Origin of the sequence: Hydrogenovibrio sp. (assembly GCF_965140365.1) — a bacterium.
GTDB lineage: Bacteria > Pseudomonadota > Gammaproteobacteria > Thiomicrospirales > Thiomicrospiraceae > Hydrogenovibrio.
Genome location: NZ_OZ223196.1, coordinates 746,172 through 766,512 on the forward strand (window position 1 = coordinate 746,172; position 20,341 = coordinate 766,512).

At 49.9% G+C, this 20,341-nt stretch carries 21 protein-coding genes; 18 read left to right on the top strand and 3 right to left on the bottom strand.

The features are described 5' to 3' along the window. The first annotated feature begins 22 nt into the window (after positions 1-22). The 3 genes from AC0KH7_RS03530 to AC0KH7_RS03540 all read left to right on the top strand — a co-directional run bounded on the left by AC0KH7_RS03530 (position 23) and on the right by AC0KH7_RS03540 (position 2,924). The gene (locus AC0KH7_RS03530; RefSeq protein WP_472370754.1) at positions 23-487 is read left to right on the top strand and encodes a cyclophilin-like fold protein; all 465 of its coding nucleotides are present in this window, start codon (positions 23-25) and stop codon (positions 485-487) included. Between the two features lie 55 nt (positions 488-542). Beyond that, entirely contained in the window at positions 543-1,712 is a 1,170-nt protein-coding gene (locus AC0KH7_RS03535) for a (R)-mandelonitrile lyase (protein WP_472370756.1), read from the top strand. A gap of 114 nt (positions 1,713-1,826) precedes the next feature. Further along, positions 1,827-2,924 carry an NAD(P)-dependent alcohol dehydrogenase gene (locus tag AC0KH7_RS03540; RefSeq protein WP_472370758.1) on the top strand — a complete coding sequence of 366 codons (1,098 nt, stop codon included), beginning with the start codon at positions 1,827-1,829 and terminating at the stop codon, positions 2,922-2,924. 104 nt (positions 2,925-3,028) lie between these two features. On the opposite strand, the gene AC0KH7_RS03545 is transcribed toward AC0KH7_RS03540, so the two are convergent. Next, the gene (locus AC0KH7_RS03545; protein ID WP_472370760.1) at positions 3,029-3,706 is read right to left on the bottom strand and encodes a DUF5610 domain-containing protein; all 678 of its coding nucleotides are present in this window, start codon (positions 3,704-3,706) and stop codon (positions 3,029-3,031) included. 288 nt (positions 3,707-3,994) lie between these two features. On the opposite strand from AC0KH7_RS03545, the gene prfB reads away from it, so the two are divergent. Next, a protein-coding gene (prfB, locus tag AC0KH7_RS03550; RefSeq protein WP_153001070.1) for a peptide chain release factor 2 occupies positions 3,995-5,090 on the top strand; the annotation gives its coding sequence in 2 pieces (ribosomal slippage) (positions 3,995-4,066 and positions 4,068-5,090; 1,095 coding nt in all). A 118-nt stretch (positions 5,091-5,208) separates the two neighbouring features. Continuing rightward, positions 5,209-6,717 carry a lysine--tRNA ligase gene (gene lysS / locus AC0KH7_RS03555; protein WP_472370761.1) on the top strand — a complete coding sequence of 503 codons (1,509 nt, stop codon included), beginning with the start codon at positions 5,209-5,211 and terminating at the stop codon, positions 6,715-6,717. A gap of 114 nt (positions 6,718-6,831) precedes the next feature. Here the strand turns inward: lysS and ygfZ are convergent, their stop codons facing one another. Continuing rightward, positions 6,832-7,896 (bottom strand): CAF17-like 4Fe-4S cluster assembly/insertion protein YgfZ, encoded by a 1,065-nt coding sequence (gene ygfZ / locus AC0KH7_RS03560; protein WP_472370763.1) that lies wholly within the window; start codon positions 7,894-7,896, stop codon positions 6,832-6,834. 168 nt (positions 7,897-8,064) lie between these two features. Between ygfZ and AC0KH7_RS03565 the strand changes: the two genes are divergently transcribed. Further along, positions 8,065-8,625 (top strand): chemotaxis protein CheW, encoded by a 561-nt coding sequence (locus AC0KH7_RS03565; RefSeq protein WP_472370765.1) that lies wholly within the window; start codon positions 8,065-8,067, stop codon positions 8,623-8,625. A gap of 10 nt (positions 8,626-8,635) precedes the next feature. On the opposite strand, the gene nadB is transcribed toward AC0KH7_RS03565, so the two are convergent. Further along, positions 8,636-10,252 (bottom strand): L-aspartate oxidase, encoded by a 1,617-nt coding sequence (gene nadB / locus AC0KH7_RS03570; RefSeq protein WP_472370767.1) that lies wholly within the window; start codon positions 10,250-10,252, stop codon positions 8,636-8,638. A gap of 71 nt (positions 10,253-10,323) precedes the next feature. Here nadB and AC0KH7_RS03575 point away from each other — a divergent pair, with 71 nt between their 5' ends. The 12 genes from AC0KH7_RS03575 to fliQ all read left to right on the top strand — a co-directional run bounded on the left by AC0KH7_RS03575 (position 10,324) and on the right by fliQ (position 20,329). Beyond that, complete coding sequence (locus tag AC0KH7_RS03575) at positions 10,324-10,821, top strand: SoxR reducing system RseC family protein (RefSeq protein ID WP_472370769.1); 498 nt, start codon at positions 10,324-10,326, stop codon at positions 10,819-10,821. A 10-nt stretch (positions 10,822-10,831) separates the two neighbouring features. Further along, complete coding sequence (locus tag AC0KH7_RS03580; RefSeq protein WP_472370771.1) at positions 10,832-12,253, top strand: DegQ family serine endoprotease; 1,422 nt, start codon at positions 10,832-10,834, stop codon at positions 12,251-12,253. 212 nt (positions 12,254-12,465) lie between these two features. Next, the gene (lepA, locus tag AC0KH7_RS03585) at positions 12,466-14,271 is read left to right on the top strand and encodes a translation elongation factor 4 (protein WP_472370773.1); all 1,806 of its coding nucleotides are present in this window, start codon (positions 12,466-12,468) and stop codon (positions 14,269-14,271) included. A 13-nt stretch (positions 14,272-14,284) separates the two neighbouring features. Then, complete coding sequence (lepB, locus tag AC0KH7_RS03590; protein ID WP_472370775.1) at positions 14,285-15,052, top strand: signal peptidase I; 768 nt, start codon at positions 14,285-14,287, stop codon at positions 15,050-15,052. A gap of 1 nt (position 15,053) precedes the next feature. Continuing rightward, a complete protein-coding gene (gene rnc / locus AC0KH7_RS03595) occupies positions 15,054-15,752 on the top strand; it encodes a ribonuclease III (RefSeq protein WP_472370777.1) in 699 nt (232 codons plus the stop codon). Beyond that, positions 15,745-16,677, top strand: a complete 933-nt coding sequence (gene era, locus AC0KH7_RS03600) for a GTPase Era (protein WP_472370779.1) — start codon at positions 15,745-15,747, stop codon at positions 16,675-16,677. The genes rnc and era overlap by 8 nt, the downstream gene beginning before the upstream one ends. Before the next feature lie 62 nt (positions 16,678-16,739). After that, the gene (gene recO / locus AC0KH7_RS03605) at positions 16,740-17,477 is read left to right on the top strand and encodes a DNA repair protein RecO (protein WP_472370781.1); all 738 of its coding nucleotides are present in this window, start codon (positions 16,740-16,742) and stop codon (positions 17,475-17,477) included. Between the two features lie 59 nt (positions 17,478-17,536). Beyond that, positions 17,537-18,283 (top strand): pyridoxine 5'-phosphate synthase, encoded by a 747-nt coding sequence (pdxJ, locus tag AC0KH7_RS03610; RefSeq protein WP_472370783.1) that lies wholly within the window; start codon positions 17,537-17,539, stop codon positions 18,281-18,283. A 13-nt stretch (positions 18,284-18,296) separates the two neighbouring features. Next, positions 18,297-18,680 carry a holo-ACP synthase gene (gene acpS, locus AC0KH7_RS03615; protein WP_472370785.1) on the top strand — a complete coding sequence of 128 codons (384 nt, stop codon included), beginning with the start codon at positions 18,297-18,299 and terminating at the stop codon, positions 18,678-18,680. A 113-nt stretch (positions 18,681-18,793) separates the two neighbouring features. Then, the gene (fliO, locus tag AC0KH7_RS03620; RefSeq protein ID WP_472370787.1) at positions 18,794-19,297 is read left to right on the top strand and encodes a flagellar biosynthetic protein FliO; all 504 of its coding nucleotides are present in this window, start codon (positions 18,794-18,796) and stop codon (positions 19,295-19,297) included. Positions 19,298-19,340: 43 nt separating this feature from the next. Then, the gene (gene fliP / locus AC0KH7_RS03625) at positions 19,341-20,060 is read left to right on the top strand and encodes a flagellar type III secretion system pore protein FliP (RefSeq protein WP_472373780.1); all 720 of its coding nucleotides are present in this window, start codon (positions 19,341-19,343) and stop codon (positions 20,058-20,060) included. After that, positions 20,060-20,329, top strand: a complete 270-nt coding sequence (gene fliQ / locus AC0KH7_RS03630; RefSeq protein ID WP_068647942.1) for a flagellar biosynthesis protein FliQ — start codon at positions 20,060-20,062, stop codon at positions 20,327-20,329. The genes fliP and fliQ overlap by 1 nt, the downstream gene beginning before the upstream one ends. The last annotated feature ends 12 nt before the right edge of the window (positions 20,330-20,341 follow it).

The window sequence follows — 20,341 nt, forward strand, 5'->3', positions numbered from 1 at the left end:
TATTTGTCAGGTGAGAATTGAGATGACAGGGTTGCTGAAAAAAGGCTTTTGGAGCCTGTTGGCGTTGGTGGCTCATGCTGCTTTTGCACAAAACGAGGCCACATCCATGGAAAGAGAGTCGTTTATGAAAATACGCCTGGTGATGGAAAATGCCGTGGTGGAAGCCACCTTGGATGATAACGCGACCAGTCGGGATTTTGCGGCGATGTTGCCATTGGATGTGACCTTGTCCGATTACCATCAAACCGAAAAAATCGCCGATTTGCCGTCGACCTTGTCGACGGACGGCGCGCCGGACGGTATCGACCCAGCCATTGGTGACATCACTTATTACGCGCCCTGGGGCAATTTAGCGATTTTTTATCGGGATTTTGGTTATGCGCGAGGCCTGGTTCGCCTTGGGCGCATCGACTCCGGCATTGAAACGCTTATTCAACAAGGTGAGTTGCGCGTGCGAATTGAACGTGTTCAAGACGGTCCGGACTGATTAAAGTCAGTCCGGACAGAACGTAATAAGTTTCAACTAGGAAGGAGAGAAGGATATGCAGACTCGACCATTTTTCAGAGCGTTTTTGATTGCGCTTAAGAGCAGTTTCGCCACACTCGGTTTTGCGCAAAGCGATCTCCCGAAAACCCAAACGCAGACCCAAACGCAGACCTTATATCCGCTTGATACACAAGAAACCTTTAAGGGCCCGGACGCTTTCTTTACCGGTGATGTGTCGGTGAAAATGTTGTTTCCCGATAACGAAACGGCACATTACTCCGGTGCTTATGTCACCTTTCAACCCGGTGCGCGAACCGCGTGGCACCAGCATCCCGCCGGGCAGCATATGGTGGTGACGTCGGGCACGGCTTTGACCGGCACCCGAGACGGACAGGTGATAGCGTTTGAGAAAGGCGAAACCGTCTGGTGTCCGAAAGACATTGACCATTGGCACGGTGCTACGCCGGACGCAGCCATGACCCATTTGGTGGTGACCGGCCGTTTGGACGGTGAAAATGTGGTGTGGAAAGAAAAAGTCTCCGATGCCGACTATCAGTTGGCGGTGGCTGCCAATGTCCCCAAAAAACTGGATATCCAGTCTTTGACCTTAGAACAGCAAGCCTTGGTGCCGATTTCGGCTTTTACGGCCAGTGGGGATTTGACGGCCTTGGAAGTCGCGATGCAAGCTGGCTTGGACGCTGGGTTGACGGTGAATGAAATCAAAGAAATTCAGGTGCATCTCTATGCTTATGTTGGTTTTCCACGCGCGCTGAATGGTATGGGGACTTTGATGAAAGTCGTCGAAGCCAGACGCGCCCAAGGCATTAAAGATCCGGTGGGCGACGCGCCCGGATCGATTCCAAAAGGGCTGACCAGCCGCGAGTTCGGTGAAAAAGTACAGACCGAATTGGTGGGGCACCCGGTGAGTGGTCCTTTGTTCGACTTCTCGCCGGCGATGAATGAGTTTTTACAGGCGCATTTATTTGGAGACCTGTTCGCACGCGGGATTTTGGATCACCAGGCCCGAGAACTGGTCACGGTGGCTGCTTTGGCTAATATGGACGGCGTGGAACCGCAGCTGAATGCGCATATCGGTATGGCGTCCAATGTGGGGTTAAGTCGACAGCAATTGCAGGATGTGGCCAGGGTGCTGAGTGCCCGTGTCAGCCGGGAGGCCGGGTTAAGCGTTGAAAATGCCTTAAAAGAGGTGCCTGCGAAAAACTAGCAGGGTCCGCATGGAATTCAAAATCGGATAACAGGAGTCATTGAAATGGATAAAAAGAAAGGTCTGACCAGACGAGAATTTATTGAAACATCAACCATTGCAGGAGCCAGTCTTATGTTAGGAAATACACCAAATGCATCGGCCGCCGAAACACCGGCCAACCAAAACATTCCATCCAGAGGTTATGCCGCCACGGATGAGTCGGGCATTTTAACGCCTTGGGAGTTTGAACGTCGCCCGGTCGGTGACAATGACGTGCTGATTGATATCAAGTTCGCCAGTATTTGCCATTCCGACATTCACCAAATGAAAGGGCACTGGGGGCCGCAACAGTATCCGCAGGTGCCGGGCCATGAAATCGTCGGAGTGGTGGCCGCCGTCGGTAAAAACGTCATCAAATTTAAGGTCGGTGACCGTGCAGGGGTCGGTTGTATGGTCGATACCTGCCTGGAATGTGAAGATTGTAAGGGGCAGGGCGAGCAGTATTGTCCTGAAACCACCTTCACGTACGGTTATCCGGAAGAAAGTTCTCCGACGGGTATTTCCCAAGGAGGCTACTCCAATAATATCGTGGTACGCGATTATTTTGCGGTGCACATTCCGGAAAGCATTTCCTTTCAGGAAGCGGCACCGTTGTTGTGTGCCGGCGTCACCACTTATTCTCCGATCATGAAAGCCGAGTTTAAGAAAGGCGATAAGGTTGGGGTGGCCGGTATCGGTGGTTTGGGGCATATGGCGGTCAAGCTGGCGGTGTCGAAGGGCGCGGAAGTTTATGCGTTTACCACCACGCCGGACAAAGCCAAAGATATTTTGGCGTTCGGTGCTAAAGAAGCCATTGTCGTGGATGATTTGCAGAAACTGGCCCCTTACAAAGGGATGTTGGATTACATGATCACCACCATTCCGGTGCAGTATGATGTGGCGGCCTACGCTTCGGTGGTGAAGCCGAACGGTTTCTATACCCAGGTGGGGATGCCGGAAGGGTTTGCGTTGACGTTAAGCGCGATTGGCATGTCGATCAACCGGGTGAATTTTAATGCTTCCTTAATTGGGGATATGAAAGAAACGCAGGATGTGGTCAACTATTGTGCAGACCACAAAATTTACCCTCAGATTGAAGTCATCAATGCCGAACAGGTGAATGAGGCCTGGAAAAATGTCGTGGATAAAAAAGCGCGTTATCGTTATGTCATCGATGCCGCGACGATTTAATTCCGTGCTTGCAAACGGGTGATGGTATGTTAGCCAACACGCGTGAATAAAAAAGCCCCGCTATGCGGGGCTTTTTCGTTGGTCATACGTGGAAAGCGGAAGTTTTAAACCGTTTCGGTATCGGTTGTCTCTGTATTGGCGCTGGTGTCAGTGCCTGTATCATCACTGTCCGGTGTGGCTTCCACCTCTTCTAAAGGCGGTAAGCCCAAATAGTCGCGCCGGAAACTTTCCATGCCCTTATTAACCAAGTCGGTTGTGGCCATGAAGTTATCTTTGATGTCGCCGTCAAACACTTTCAGTTCTTCCAGAATCGTTTGGGCTTCGTCAAACCCCTTCTGTAATCCGCCACCAACGACGTCCATGAATTTGTTCATAAGGGCTTCGCCTTCCAAATCCGGGTGGACTTTTTTGAAGCCCTCCAAGAAGCCGGTCGCACCGCTGAGGATTCGGTCGGCGGTGTTTTCCGGTGACCAATATTCCATGCCGCCCTGTTTTTCCAGGTTTTCCAAGCTAATGGCGTTTTCGCCCAGGTCTGGTGCCAGGATTTCATTCAGGTTGGTAATGGCCGATTGATAGGTCATTTTTAACGAATTTTCAATCGCCTGATCCCCGTTGCCGAACAGGTGCGCCACTAAGCTGGATTGTTTTTCTGTGCGGATGGCCACAGCGTCGAATTTCATCTCTGGCCCTTTTTGGGCTTTTTCCGACGCCTGGGCTTCGTTTTGAGTGCCCGCCTGTTTTTGATAAGCCTGTAATCCGGGTGGAATCTGTGAAATAGACATAGCGCTTTCCTTTTCTGGTATTGAGTCGGCGGAGAGAATATTATTGTTTTTTAAGCACTTTCTCGATTATTATCTTAACGAATTTCGATCGTTTGAGAAAGTCTTTTCTCCAAAAGCGTTATCGGCGGATGGTTTGAAAACTTTAGTGTTTCTTTTAAATTGAAACTCGGTGTAAATGGGTTTGACGGAAGCCGGTAAAGGTTCGTAGAAAAGTGGTGTGGCTGGCTGATAATAAAGGCAAAAAGTGGTATCATTCCGCTTTTACACAAAAAGCACATTTTAACGGATATGGAACTCAACCCAATTTACACCAAGATCAAAGATTTTACCGAGCGCACAGATGTGCTTAGGGGGTATCTTTGACTATGAGACCAAGCAAGAACGTTTAGTCGAAGTCGAGCGCGAACTGGAAGACCCGACGGTTTGGAATGAACCGGAACGCGCCCAAAATCTGGGCAAAGAAAAAGCCCATCTGGATAAGGTGGTTAAAACCATCCAGGATTTGGACGGCAGTCTGGAATCGGCCCAGGAAATTCTGGAAATGGCCGAAATGGACGCCGACCAGGAAATGGTTGACGAAGTGGTCAGCGAACTGGAACGACTGGAGCAGGAACTGGATCAGTTGGAATTCCAGCGCATGTTCTCCGGCGAATTGGACTCGAATAACTGTTATTTGGAAATTCAATCCGGCTCCGGCGGTACCGAAGCGCAAGATTGGGCCAATATCCTGTTGCGCATGTATTTGCGTTGGGCGGAAAGTCACGGTTTCAAAGCCGAGTTGATGGAAGTCTCCGCTGGGGAAGTGGCCGGCATCAAAAGTGCCACCGTGCATGTGCAGGGCGATTATGCGTTTGGCTGGTTGCGCACCGAAACCGGTGTGCACCGTTTGGTACGCAAGTCACCGTTCGATTCCGGTAACCGTCGCCATACCTCGTTTGCCTCCGTCTTTATCTCGCCGGAAATTGACGACAGTTTTGAGATTGAAATCAACCCAGCCGATTTACGCATTGACGTTTACCGCGCCAGTGGGGCCGGTGGTCAGCACGTTAACCGAACGGAATCGGCGGTGCGGATTACCCACTTGCCGACCAATACGGTGACACAATGTCAGAACGGGCGCTCTCAGCACCAGAACAAGGCCGAAGCGATGAAGCAGTTGCGTGCCAAACTCTATGAGCTGGAAATGCTGAGCCGTAACGCCGAGAAGCAGGAAATGGAAGACAGTAAATCCGACATCGGTTGGGGCAGTCAGATTCGTTCTTACGTTCTGGACTCTGGCCGCATCAAGGATTTACGCACCAATGTCGAAACCGGTAATACCACGGCGGTGTTGGACGGTGACCTGGATCAGTTCATCATTCCAAACCTCAAAGCCGGTGTTTGATGACATCGTAAGTGTGCGACGAATACTTTGACAAAATCGACCAGGCCTGGCAAAAACCACCATTAGCCTGGCCAATAATGAATTGAAACCATCTTTAGTGATTTGAATAGGAAACATCATGGCAAACCCTGAAACACCAGCAGTGGATGAAAACAAAATCATTGCGGAAAGACGCGCCAAGCTCGCCGCTTTAAGAGAGGAAGGGCATTCCTACCCGAACACCTTCCGTCGTAACGACGTCTCCAGTGACTTGCACGAGCAATACGATGCCTTAAGCAAGGAAGAATTGGCGGAAATGCCGAAGGTTAAGGTTAAGGTCGCCGGCCGTATGTTGCTGCGTCGCATTATGGGGAAAGCCAGTTTTGCCACCTTGCAGGACACGCATGGCCGAATTCAGATTTACGTGACGCGCGATGAGCTGCCGGAAGGGTTTTACAACACTCAGTTCAAAAAGTGGGATCTGGGTGATATCGTTGGTGCGGAAGGCTATTTGTTCAAAACCAATACCGGTGAATTGTCGGTACACGTTGAGCATATTGAGCTGATTACCAAGTCACTGCGCCCGTTGCCGGATAAATTCCACGGGTTGCAGGACCAGGAAATCAAATATCGTCAACGTTATGTGGATTTGATCGTCAACGAAGAAAGCCGCGAGACGTTTCAATTGCGTTCCAAAATCGTTCAGCATGTGCGTCAATTCTTGATTGAAAAAGGCTTTATGGAAGTGGAAACCCCGATGATGCATGTGATTCCGGGTGGCGCCACGGCCAAGCCGTTCAATACCCATCACAATGCGCTGGATATGCCATTGTATCTGCGGATTGCGCCGGAGTTGTATTTGAAGCGGCTGGTGGTCGGCGGTTTCGAGAAGGTATTTGAAATCAACCGCAGTTTCCGTAACGAAGGCTTATCGACTCGGCATAACCCGGAATTCACCATGGTGGAATTCTATGCCGCTTACACCGATTACCATCAGTTGATGGATTACACCGAAGCGTTGCTGAAAGAGTTGGCGGAAATGACCGTCGGCTCCACTCAGGTGCCGTATCAAGGGCAAACCTTCGACTTCGGCAAGCCGTTTGCGCGCCTGACGATGAAAGACGCCATTTTGCAATACAATCCGAGCATTACCGCCGAACAATTGGATGATTTGGACGCGGCACGCGCCATCGCTAAGTCGTTGCACTTGGATTTGGACGAGAGTTGCGGTTTGGGCAAAGTGATGACCGAAATCTTTGAAGAAACGGTCGAAGAAAAGTTGATGGACCCAACATTCATTACCGAATACCCGGCGGAAGTGTCGCCTTTGGCGCGCCGCAATGATGACAATCCGTTTATCACCGATCGTTTCGAGCTGTTCATCGGTGGCCGAGAATTGGCGAATGGTTTCAACGAGCTAAACGATGCCGAAGATCAGGCCGAGCGCTTTAAAGCACAGGCGGAAGCGAAAGAGGCCGGTGACGATGAAGCCATGCATTACGATGAAGATTACATCACCGCTCTGGAGCATGGTATGCCACCGACGGCGGGTGAAGGGATCGGTATTGACCGTTTGGTGATGCTGTTTACCGATAAACCGTCGATTCGGGATGTGTTGTTGTTCCCGCATATGCGTCCGGCAGATTAATTCGTTCGGTCGACTCACGATGCCAATAAAAAAGCCGCTTGAAACAGCGGCTTTTTTGTTTTTTGAGAGCTTTCTTGAAAACCACCAGGCCTGGTGGTTTTGGCAAATGACGGTTTATTCTTCCGTCAGATCGTAAGGCAGTGGTTCCACATTGGCGGGGGCACCGCTTTCGCTTTTTAAGTGACCGTTCACGGCTTCCAATGGTTTTAGGGTGGTGACGGCCAGACAAACGGAACCTTCAAATACATCCGGTGCGGACAGGATGCAGGTGAATTTGTATTTTTTATCCGCGTCATCGGTCAGTACAAATTCAGTGCCGGGTGCCGGCGCGTCGGCGTCACCTAAGTGTAATCGGAGCATACGTTTGGTGGCTTTGCCACGATAGTGCATGCGGGCAATGACTTCCTGGCCGGGGAAACAGCCTTTTTTGAAATTAATGGCGTCGAGCTTGTCCAAATTCAAAAACTGCGCAATGAATTCGTTGCTGGTGTCGGCGTCCACACTGGGTTGCCCGCTGACAATTTGCAATAATTTCCAGTCAATATTATTGGTGGCTTCGCCGTTGTTTTTCAGTTTGTCCCAGACGGTTTTCATGGACTCCAGCGGGCCGAAAAAGCTGTAACAGTGGTAAGGTCCAGGGCGTTTTACGGCGATGACGTCGTTCAGCCCCTCCATGTCGAGTGTTTTGACTTCGTAAAGGTCTTTAATTTTGGTGGTCAGTAGTCGCTGAACGTCCAAGTCGCCGAAGTCGCCGCCGTAGCCGATGTGGATCAGGCTGTCGGAGACATCTTCCAGTTCGACTTTTGAGCGTAATTTGAACATGGTCAGGCGCTTCAGGATGCTGTCTTTCACAGAGCCGTCAAAGTTTAGGTAGAACGCATCCTGGTGTTTGAAAATGGTCATGACCGCGAGCACTTTTCCTTGCGGGTCGCAGTAGGCGGTTAATTGGGCTCGCTCATCGGTGACGTCTTTCAGGTCGTTGGTGAATTGCCCTTGTAAAAAGTCGAAGGCGTATTCGCCGGATACTTTGACTACTGCCTGATGCGCCAGGCTGGCGAAGACCGGACCGTTTTTAACCATGTAACGTTCGATCTCCGGGAGTCCGAAGGTGGTTACTTCGCCGGCGTCGTTCCACTGGGCGCCCTTTGAGGATAAATAGTCTTTCCAGTCAGCGTTCATCATTGTTCCTTTGAAAAAATTGCGGGCAATCATTATACCTTGAAGTGATGGCTTTTTTGAATGCGAACCCTTTCGATGTCCTGAAAACAGAAACGATTTAGAGATTGATAAACCCATTCGGAGTGGGTAATATCACACTATACAATAATTGGATTGGAGGTTACGTTTGTGGCTGAAGCTTTTAATGAGTTTTTAACGTTTAAATTGGGCAAAGAAGAATTTGCCATCGCAATTGATCGTGTTCAAGAAATTCGCGGTTGGCAGGAGCCGAGTCCGTTGCCGAATGTGCCGGCGTTTGTGAAAGGGGTGATCGACATTCGCGGTACCATTGTTCCGATTTTGGATTTGCGTGAGCGTTTTCATTTGACCGCCGAATTTAAAGCAACGACGGTGGTGATTGTGGTGAGTTTGGCTACCAGTCAAGGTGAGCGGATTGTCGGGCTGGTGGTGGATGCGGTGTCCGATGTGCATCAGTTTGATATGAATGCGTTGCAGGATCCGCCGGATATTTCCAACTCCATTGATGCTCAATATATGCAGGGCTTGACCACCATTTACGACCAAGGGGCGGAAGCCGCAGCGGAAGCTCAAAACGAGAGTCGTATTGCGTCGGAAAAAGTGTCGAAAGGGCGCATGGTGATTGTCATCGATATTGATAAGCTGGCATCGGAAGGCTTGATTGAGCAGGTGGCCAATTCGGATGAAGCCGTTCCTCTGCGTAATGGTTAACCGTTAAGACTTAAGATTTCTTTTTGTTTTTGTGATGTGGCTTGGGTTTTAACGTGGTGGGTTTACTGCGTTTTTTCATAAACGGATAATCCAAGTTGTAATTCAGGCCACGACTTTCCTTGCGCTTTAAGGCGCTTTTAATCATCAGTTCCGCCACTTGAGCCAAGTTCCGAAGCTCGAGCAGATCGGCGTTCAGCTTGTGGTCGTAATAATACTCGTAAATTTCCTGTTTCAGGATTTTGATGCGCTTTAAAGCACGTTTTAAGCGCCTGTCGGTTCGGACGATACCGACGTAATCCCACATCAAACGACGAACCTCATCCCAGTCGTGGCTGACCAGTACTTTTTCCTTGGCCGGGGTCACCCGGGTATCATCCCAGTCCTTGACATTACGATCCGGGTCAAAGGTCGGTTTGATGTTTTCTTTAATATCTTGATAGGTTTTTTCGGCAAATACTAACCCTTCCACCAATGAATTACTGGCCAAGCGGTTGGCACCGTGCAGGCCGGTATAGGCGGTTTCCCCAATGGCATAAAGGTTGTTAAGGTCGGTTCGCCCGTTGCGGTCGGTGGTGATGCCGCCACAGGTGTAATGAGCCGCGGGAACCACTGGGATTGGTTGTTGAGTGATGTCGATTCCGACGTTCAGACAGCGTTTTTGGATGGTGGGGAAGTGGTGGCGAATAAACGTTTCCGATTGATGGGAAATGTCCAGGTAGACGCAATCAATACCGTGTTTTTTCATTTCCTGGTCAATGGCGCGGGCGACGATGTCGCGCGGTGCCAGGTCTTTGCGCTTATCGTAATGTTGCATAAAGGCTTCGCCATTCGGCAGTTTTAAAATGCCGCCTTCTCCGCGAACCGCCTCGGAAATCAAGAACGAACGATCCTGTGGGTGGTATAAGCAGGTCGGATGGAATTGGTTAAACTCCATATTCGTCACCGAGCAGCCTGCCCGCCAGGCCATGGCGATGCCGTCACCGGTGGAGGTGTCCGGGTTGCTGGTGTATAAATAGGTTTTGCTGGCTCCGCCGGTGGCAAGCACCGTGAATTGCGCCAAGTGGGTTTTTACGTTCCCGCTGGCCTGTTCCAGAATGTAAGCGCCGATACAGCGTTGTCGATCTCGGTTGAGAATGAGGTCGACAGTCATGTGGTCCGGCAGCACGGTGATGTTCGGTGTGTTTTTGACGACTTCCAGCAGAGTTTCGGTCACGGTTTTGCCGGTGTGGTCGGCGGCATGAATGACGCGGCGGTGACTGTGACCGCCTTCCTGGGTAAGATGATAGGCGTCGGAAGTTTCTTGTTTGCTGAAGGGAACGCCCATTTCAATCAGTTCATAGATCGCTGCGGCACCGTTTTCCGCCACCATTTTGACGGTTTTGGGGTCGCACAAGCCGGCACCGGCATTCATGGTGTCTTCAATGTGGGACTCGACCGAATCAAACGGGTCCAATACGGCCGCAATGCCACCCTGCGCGTAGGCTGAGCTCCCTTCGTTCATGGAGGATTTGGCCACCAAGGTGACGGAGTAGTTTTTGGCCAGTTTCAGGGCAACCGACAGGCCGGCAATGCCGCTGCCAATGACGAGAACGTCGGTATGAGTATGTTGGGAAACATCGGAGTTCATGCGGTGTCTTGCGTCTCTTGAAAATCCAATAAATGGTACCATATCTGTCATATTGGTATGGAATAGAAATAATGGTTAACCCAAAAGAGTTAAAACCTGTGCTGGACTCCAGCCGTGAAGCGGGACACCTAATCGCAAGAGGTTGGGTGGAGTCGGTTTCGGAGAATCTGGCTTATGTGTCGACGGAACGACAAACCGGGTGTGCCGGTTGCACTTCCCAAGAAGGTTGCGGTACGGCTTCTCTGGCGAAGCTGTTCGCCCCGCGAAGCCGTTCGCCAATTGCGGTTGTTAATGCGTTGGAAGCGAAGCCGGGAGACGAGGTATTGCTCTCAATGGAGGAGTCACATTTGATCAAACATTCCTTCATGGCTTATGGGGTACCATTATTAGGACTGTTTATTGGAGCAGGCTTGCTACAATTTATCACCCAACTGTTAGCCATGGAAGAAGCGAAAGAGTCCTTGACGATGGTGGGTGGTCTTTTCGGAGTTGTCATCGGCTGGTGGGCCACAAAAACATATTACCGCCCGAAACCACCGGTGATGGAAAAAATTTTGCAGGTCTCTTAAAGGAGCTAAGATGAAGATAATGGTTAAATCACTCTATTCTTATGGTTTGGTCACTTTGTTGTTGGCCTTGAGTCTAACAACGGCACGGGCCGCCACCGTCACTCTGCCGGATTTTTCCGAGCTGGCGGCCCAAAACAGCCCGATGGTGGTGAACATCAGTACGACACGTAAAGTCGAACGGGCGGCGTACCCTCAATTTCGTGGGATGCCGGATGAGATGTTACGTTACTTTTTTGGCATTCCCGGGCAGCAAGGACCGCGTGGTCAACAGCCGATGCCCGAAGAGCAGGTGAATTCACTGGGCTCTGGTTTTATTATTTCTGAAGATGGATACATCATTACCAATAATCATGTGGTGGCGGATGCGGATGACATCGTCGTGAAGTTGAGCAATCGTCAGGAAATGAAAGCCAAGGTGATTGGTACGGATGAGCGTTCTGACATTGCCTTGATTAAAATTGAAGGCGATGACTTGCCGGTTGCCAAAATCGGTACCTCGAAAGACTTGAAGGTCGGCCAGTGGGTTATGGCCATCGGTGAACCGTTTGGGCTGGATTATACCGTGACACACGGGATTGTCAGTGCTTTAGGGCGGTCGCTTCCGGACGATACTTATGTGCCGTTTATTCAAACGGATGTACCGATTAACCCGGGGAATTCCGGTGGGCCTTTATTGAACATGAAAGGCGAAGTCGTGGGCGTTAATGCACAAATTTTCAGTAAAAGCGGCGGTTCCATGGGGTTGTCCTTCTCGATTCCAATCGACATTGCGATGGACGTGGCGCAACAGCTTAAGAAAAAAGGGCATGTTGAACGTGGTTTCTTAGGGGTTGGCGTGCAAGAAGTGTCCGGCGATTTGGCGCGCTCTTTCGATATGGAAAGACCGACAGGTGCCTTGGTAACCTCTACGGCGAAAGATTCGGCGGCCAGTGAAGCCGGCATTGAACCGGGGGATATTATTGTGGAATTTGCCGGTAAAACGATTCATAAGTCGGCCGATTTGCCGCCGGTGGTGGGTAACTCGCCTGTCGGTAAGCCTGTTAAGGTTAAAATCCTGCGAAATGGTGATTACAAAACCATGACCGTGCGTTTGAAGGCACTGGATGGCACCAAGGTCGCTTCGGCAGGTGGCGCTAATTCGTCAGGGTTGAAAAACACGGCCCTGGGGGTGAAGTTGGAAGCCATTGACCAGGAGACGTTGGATAAATTAAACATTCCGTTCGGTGTCGGTGTCAGTCAGGTTCAGAATGGCAGTGCGGCGCAAAAAGCGGGTATTATGCCGGGTGATATTCTGGTGACGGTGAATTTCAAACCCATCAAATCGGCCGAGGATTTGAATAAAATCATCGGCGCGGCGCCGAAAGGACGCTCGATTCCGGTTCGGATTATTCGAGGAGATCGTTCGATTTTCCTACCGTTGATGTTGTCTTGAATCACACAAAGGTAACTAAATCGGATAAACGAGTGAGATTTGAGACAAATTAGCGTAAAATACGCGAAATATTTGTTATCAAACGATTTAATGCCTTGATATCGAAAAGGGTGGCTAGCGTTCTGCAACTAGACACCCTTTTTTATTATGTTGGACGGATTTTGAAATCGTTTGGTTGGATTTCGTTTTATATCGTTTTATTTGAGGCGTAGATGTCAAACCAGCTTGATCATATTCGTAACTTTTCCATTATCGCTCACATCGACCACGGAAAATCGACCATTGCCGACCGCTTTATTCAGCTTTGCGGCGGCCTTACAGAGCGGGAAATGGACGCTCAGGTGTTGGATTCCATGGATTTGGAACGGGAAAGAGGCATTACGATCAAGGCACAAAGTGTGACGCTGCACTATCAAGCCGATGATGGCCAAACTTACCAATTGAATTTTATCGACACGCCCGGGCACGTGGATTTTTCTTACGAAGTTTCACGTTCCTTGGCCGCTTGCGAAGGCGCGTTACTGGTTGTGGACGCGTCTCAAGGGGTGGAAGCTCAGACGGTGGCCAACTGTTACACCGCCATTGAGCAAGGGCTGGAAGTGTTGCCGGTGTTGAATAAAATCGATTTGCCGGCGGCCGAGCCGGAACGCGTTGTGGATGAGATTGAAGAAATCATCGGTATCGAAGCGCATGAAGCCGTTCAAGCCAGTGCGAAATCAGGTATTGGCGTCAAAGAGACGCTGGAAGAAATCGTGCATAAAATCCCGGCGCCGGAGGGGAATCCAGATGGGCCTTTGAAAGCGCTGATTATCGACTCCTGGTTCGATAATTACTTAGGGGTTGTCTCTTTAGTGCGGGTGATTGACGGTAAGATTGGTAAAAAGACCAAAATGAAAATTGTCTCCACGAAAGAAGAGTATCAAGTGGATGAGGTCGGGATTTTTACGCCGAAACGTGCGCCACGTGATACTTTGTCCGCGGGTGAGGTTGGGTATGTTATTTCCGGTATTAAAGACATCGACGGGGCTCCCGTCGGGGATACCATTACCACGGCCGATGCCGATATTGCGCCTTTACCCGGTTTTAAACCGGTTCAACCCCGTGTTTTTGCCGGGCTTTTCCCGATCAGTTCTGAAGATTTTGAAGATTTGCGTGAGGCGTTGCGTAAGTTGCGTTTGAACGATTCGGCCTTGCACTTTGAACCGGAAAGTTCCGATGCGCTTGGGTTTGGTTTCCGTTGCGGTTTTCTTGGAATGCTGCACATGGAAATTATCCAAGAGCGTCTGGAGCGTGAATACAACTTGGATTTAATCACCACGGCTCCGACGGTGGTGTATGAGGTTTTGACCAAGAACGGCGAGTTGTCGAGTATCGATAATCCATCGAGTCTGCCGGATCAGAGTTTGATTGAAGAGGTTCGCGAGCCGATTATTCAAGCGAATATTCTGGTGCCGGATGAGTTTGTCGGCGCAGTCATGAAGCTTTGCGTGGAGAAGCGCGGCGTGCAGAAAGACATGCAATATGTCGGAAATCAAGTCTCCATTACTTATGATTTGCCATTGAATGAAGTGGTACTGGATTTCTTTGATCGCTTGAAGTCCACCAGCCGTGGTTATGCCTCTATGGACTATGAGTTCCGTCGCTTCCAAGCGGATGATCTGGTGAAGTTGGAATTCCTGGTCAATGGTGAAAAAGTAGACGCTTTGGCGTTGATTGTACACCGCTCTACGGCGGTTCAGCGCGGTAAAGTGTTGATTGAGAAGTTGCGAAAAATCATCCCTCGTCAAATGTTTGATGTCGCCATCCAGGCCGCAATTGGTGCTAAAATCATCGGTCGAACCAATGTGAAGGCACTTCGTAAGAACGTAACCGCAAAATGTTACGGTGGGGATGTGTCCCGTAAGAAAAAATTACTTCAAAAACAAAAAGAAGGGAAAAAGCGCATGAAGTCCATCGGCAGTGTTGAGTTGCCGCAGGAAGCGTTTTTAGCCGTTTTGAATACATCCGAAGAAAACTGAGAGAACTGAGAACATGAGCTTTGAATTAATTTTGGTGATTATCACCGCCATCACCGGGGTAATCGTTTATGTGGATCGAGTGGTTTGGAAGCCGAAACGCGACCGTTCCGTGACCACAGAGAAAGAACCGGTGCTGGTCGAGTATTCACGTTCGCTGTTCCCCGTTTTCTTGATTGTGTTGGTGTTACGTTCTTTTGTGGTGGAACCGTTTCGTATTCCGTCCGGTTCCATGTATCCGACATTGGAAATCGGTGATTTCATTGTGGTGAATAAATTTGCTTACGGTGTGAAACTGCCGGTCACGCAAACCAAGGTTTTACCGATTGGCGAGCCCGAAAGAGGGGATGTCGTGGTTTTTAAATATCCGAAAGACCCGGATGTTGATTACATCAAGCGAGTGATTGGTTTGCCGGGCGATGAAATTGCGTATTACGGTAAAACGCTGTACATCAATGGCAACCCGGTTAAGCAGAAGCTATTGGGTGAGTACGAAGGGACGGCCTCCGGTAAAGTCATGGATGGCGCGTCTCTGTTGGAAGAGTTCTTAGAAGAACATTCGCATGACATACTGTTGGATCCGGAAAAAAGCAGTCAGGATATGAATACGGTCGTGGTGCCGGAAGGGCATTATTTCATGATGGGCGATAACCGTGACCACAGTAATGACAGTCGCTTCTGGGGCTTTGTGCCGGAGAAGAACTTAAAAGGCAAGGCGTTCGCGATTTGGATGAACTGGGATGACGGTGTTCATTTCGATCGCATTGGTAAGGGAATCGAGTAAGATGTCAGAAGTTGAAAAGCGTGTTAAGTTAGAGCGACTTTCAAAACGGCTGGGTTACCGATATCAAAACCTTGACTTTCTACAGCGCGCACTAACGCATCGCAGTGTGGGAGCCCAAAACAACGAACGTTTGGAGTTTTTGGGCGACAGCTTGGTTAACTTTATTATTGCCGATGCGTTGTTTCACCAGTTTCATAAAATTTCTGAAGGTGACTTAAGTCGTATTCGAGCGTTTTTGGTCAAAGGCGAAACCTTGGCAAAAATCGGCAAGGAATACCAGTTATCGGAGTATCTGATGTTGGGACCGGGTGAACTGAAGAGCGGTGGATATCGACGAGAGTCGATTATTGCCGACTCCGTGGAAGCGATTATTGCCTCGGTTTATGAAGACGGTGGCCTGGAGGCATGCCGTGACTTTGTTATGCGCTTATACCATAACCGCTTGAAAGAGCTGGACCCTTCCAAGGTCGGAAAAGATCCGAAAACCCGCTTGCAGGAGTTTTTACAATCCAATCATGAGCAGTTGCCGGAATATAGCGTGATTACCGTTAATGGTCCAGCGCATGCTCAGGAATTCACGGTTTCCTGTTATGTCGCCAAACTGAATCGTAAATTTGAAGCCACCGCAACTAATCGCCGTAAAGCCGAGCAAATTGCTGCGGAAGAGGCGCTGGACATTCTGGAGAATGCCAATGACTGAACAGCCGACTGACGTGAACGCCGCGACCGATTATCAGGCCGGTTTTGTAGCGGTGATTGGGCGCCCGAATGTCGGGAAGTCCACGATTATGAATGGCCTAATTGGGCAAAAACTCAGTATCACTTCCCCGAAACCTCAAACCACCCGACACCGTATTCACGGCATTTTGACAAATGAACGGTTTCAATTGGTGTTTGTCGACACGCCGGGTATGCATTTGGGAGGACAAAAATCGATTAACCGCTATATGAATCGCGCGGCCAACAGTGCGTTTTCCGATGTGGATTTGGTGTTGTTTGTGGTGGAAGCCGGGCGTTGGACGAAAGAAGACCAGGCCGTGGCCGATAAATGCCAGAACTTGGATGTGCCGGTGGTGGTTCTGGTGAATAAGGTGGATAAATTTAAAGACAAAACGGAGTTGTTCCCCTTCTTGCAAAAGGTGGGAAACCAAGTGAACTTTGAAGCACTGATTCCGGTCTCTGCCTATACCAAATCCGGTTTTGAGCAAGTGCAGACCGAGATTTTGAAACACATGCCGCAGCAAGAAGCGATTTTTCCGGAAGACTACATTACCGACCGATCCACACGTTTTCTGGCGGCCGAAATCGTTCGGGAAAAACTGATGCGAGCGCTGGGGGACGAAGTCCCTTACGGTGCGACAGTCGAGATTGAGCAGTTTGCCTTTAATGAAGAAGAAGGGCGTTGGCATATCAATGCGTTGATATTGGTGGAGCGTCCGGGGCAAAAACAGATTGTCATCGGCAAAAAGGGCGAACAGATCAAGCAGATGGGTATCCAAGCGCGCAAAGATTTGATGCATTTATTGGACAGCCGCGTGCACTTGGAGTTATGGGTTAAGGTGAAAGAAAACTGGTCGGATGACGATCGCGCCTTGGCCAGCTTGGGCTATACCGAAAACCATTAATCGTTTTCGTCTAGCCACCGATGCGCGGCTTTTAATGAGGCGCAAGCGTTGTGGAGGCGCGTTTGGCAAAAGACATCGAGCAACTGGCGTTTGTATTGCATCGTCGGCCTTACCGTGAAACCAGCTTAATGGTGACTTTCTTTACGCCGGATTACGGCAAACAAAATGCTGTCATCAAAGGCGTGCGCAGCGGCAGTAAAACCGCTCAGGCCAAACAAGCCTGGTTGCAGCCGTTTCAAGGCGTGATCATTGGCTGGCGTGAACGTGCGCACCGAACTTCCGATTTGGTGTCTCTGCGACAGTTGGAGGCCAGTTCCGTCCGTTTTCCCTTAATGGGTGAAAGCAATCTTTGTGGCTTGTATGTGAACGAATTATTGTATCGCTTGCTTTATCCCGGGTTGGAATCTGAACAGTTGTTTCAGGCTTACCAACAGACACTGTATGACTTGGCGAGTACCCATGAACGTTTTCGCCAGGCCTGGGTATTACGGCAGTTCGAGTTCGAGTTATTGTCTGAACTTGGCGTTGCCTTTCAAACCGAAACGGACCACTTTCACCGCCCGGTTCAAGGAAACGAAACCTATCTTTTTCACTTGGAACAAGGCTTGTTCCCACGCGGCGATTTAAACGAACAGTCGTCTTTGCAAGGGGTGTGGGTGTCGGGTGAGTGTCTGCTGAAGTTTGCGGAACGAACCTATTGCGAAAACTGCTTGAAGGATTGGAAGCGCCTGTTCCGATATGTATTGTCGGCCCATTTGGGTGATAAACCGATCCAAACCCGTGCTTTGTTTCAAGATTGACCCGGCCTGCCGAAAGGGGTTCGACAGGCGAATTTTTTATGATGATTGAAGGAACCGCTATGAATCCGATATACCTGGGATTGAATATTGACCATGTTGCCACCATTCGCCAAGCGCGAGGCACGCGCTATCCGGACCCGGTGAAAGCGGCGTTGGATGCTGAAATGGCCGGTGCGGACAGTATTACGCTGCATTTGCGCGAAGACCGACGTCATATTCAGGATGCCGATGTTTATCGCTTGTCCGAGCTGCGTCAAACCAAAGTGAATTTGGAAATGGCGGCCACCCAGGAAATGTTGGAAATTGCTTTGAAATGTTGTCCGGAAGACGTGTGTCTGGTGCCGGAAAAACGTGAGGAGCTGACCACGGAAGGTGGTTTGGATGTGGCGTCGCAAAAGCCTTGGTTGACGGATTATTGTGCGCAGTTGGCAGAGAATAAAACGCGTGTGTCTTTGTTTATCGATGCCGACGAGACTCAGATTCGAGCCGCCAAGGAAGTGGGCGCGCCGGTCATTGAATTGCATACCGGTACCTATGCTGAGTTGACGGACCCGTCGGAGGTGAACGCGGAATTGCAACGTATTCGCGAAGCCACGGAGTTGGCGGTTTCGCTGGGGCTGACGGTCAATGCCGGTCACGGGTTGCATTATCATAATGTGCAGGCCATTGCCGGTATTAAAATGATTGAAGAGTTGAATATTGGCCATGCCATTATCGCGCAAGCCATTTATTCCGGTTTGCCAGCGGCCGTTTCCGATATGAAGCGTCTGATGGTGGAAGCGCGACAGCAAGCGTATATGGCGTGAGGCCGAGACGAACATGATTGTTGGTATTGGAACCGATATCGTCGAGATTCAACGTATTGCACGTCTCTGGCAAAAGCGCGGTGAGCGTTTTGCCTCGCGCGTGCTTTCCGAAACGGAAATGTCAGAGCTTCAAAGGCATGCGCATCCGGAAAGGCTTCTGGCGAAACGCTGGGCGGCCAAAGAAGCGATTGCCAAGGCTTTGGGTACCGGTTTTACACAAGGCGTCTCGTTTAACGATATGACCATCGGTCATACCGATTCCGGGCAGCCGGAAGTGCTGTTAAAAGGGGCGGCTAACAAGGTCGCAGCGGATCTTGGTATCGCTGGTTGGTCCATCAGCTTAAGTGACGAAAATCATTATGCCGTCGCTTTTGTGGTGGCGGAAAAAGCGCTTTGATTCCATTCGAAAAATTCCTTAGTTGCCTCAGCTGACCGTCTGTCGGTAGAAAGTGTGAATTCTGATCGATAAGTGCTTACACTTTAACGGGTTATCCATTACAATTAACTTCCATGAAGCCACTATCTTTTCAAGCGCTTAAGCCACGTCTTAGGCCAATTCACCAGGCCTGGTCATTTTTGACCTTGGCACTTTTCCAATGGCCGGCGCTTGCCGAGACGGCGGCATCCCCGTCTTTGACCACCTCGCTGGAACCCAGTAATTATATCGGCCAAATTCTCATGTCATTGTTTTTCATCCTGTTGATTATTTTTGCCGCTGCTTGGATGTTGAAGCGGTTCGGTAAGATCAATGGTGTGGCCGGCAATCAAATGAAAGTGTTGGGGGTCATGAGCTTGGGGCAGCGGGAGCGTGCCGTGTTGTTGGAAGTGGGTAAAGAACAGTTGTTGATTGGGGTAACGTCCAGTCGAGTGTCCTTGCTGCATAAATTGGAGGAGCCGATTGAGGTGGTTACGGATAAGCCGGTTAACAGTGCGTTTGCCAAGCGCTTGCAAGAGGCGATACAACAGAGAACGGTGTCACCGTCCTCACCCGCAAAAGGGAAGGCCGATGATTAAGCGTTATGGTCCTTATTTAAAATGGTTGCTGGGCAGTGCCTTGATGTTATTGCCGTTGGTGGGTTGGACCGAACCCGGTATTCCGGCGTTTACCGTGGAAACCGATGCGCAGGGCAACCAGGATTACACCCTGACCATGCAGATTTTGCTGTTGATGACCGGCTTGACGCTGTTGCCGGCCGCCTTGATTGCCATGACCTCTTTTTTGCGGATTGTTGTGGTATTGGCGTTGTTGCGGCAGGCTTTGGGGACGCAAAGTACCCCGTCCAATCAAGTGTTGATTGGTTTGGCGCTGTTTTTAACCTTATTCATTATGTCGCCGGTGCTGGATAAAATGTACGATACGGCCGTCAGTCCGTATCTGGAAGAGCAAATTAAATTCAAGGAAGCGGTCGAAATTGGTGCGAAACCGTTGCATCAGTTTATGATTCAGCAAACGCGTGCTGACGATTTGGGCATGTTTGCGGAAATGGCCGATGTGCAATTGACCGACCCGGAAAGCGTGCCCTTTAAAATTCTGATTCCGGCCTATATGACCAGTGAATTGAAAACCGCGTTTCAAATCGGTTTCATGATTTTCATTCCGTTTTTGATTATCGATTTGGTGGTGGCCACCCTATTGATGTCGATGGGGATGATGATGTTGTCGCCGATGATTATTTCTTTGCCGTTTAAAATCATGTTGTTTGTGTTGATTGATGGTTGGGCGTTGATTATGGGCACCTTGGCGAACAGTTTTGTCGTAGCAGGAGGAAGTATCTGATGACACCGGAATTCGTTTTGACCATCGGGCAAAAAATGCTTGAGGTGGTGACCATGTTGGCGGCCCCTTTGTTATTGCCTGCGCTGGCGGTCGGTTTGTTAGTGGGGATGTTTCAGGCGGCCACGCAAATCAATGAAATGACCTTGAGTTTCATTCCGAAAGTCGCCATTGTCGGCGTGGTGTTGGTCGTGGCGGGGCCCTGGATGTTGACGACGTTGATTTCCTTTTCACGCGAGTTGTTTGAAAATATTCCGGCCTTTATCGGTTAAAGCCATCGGCCC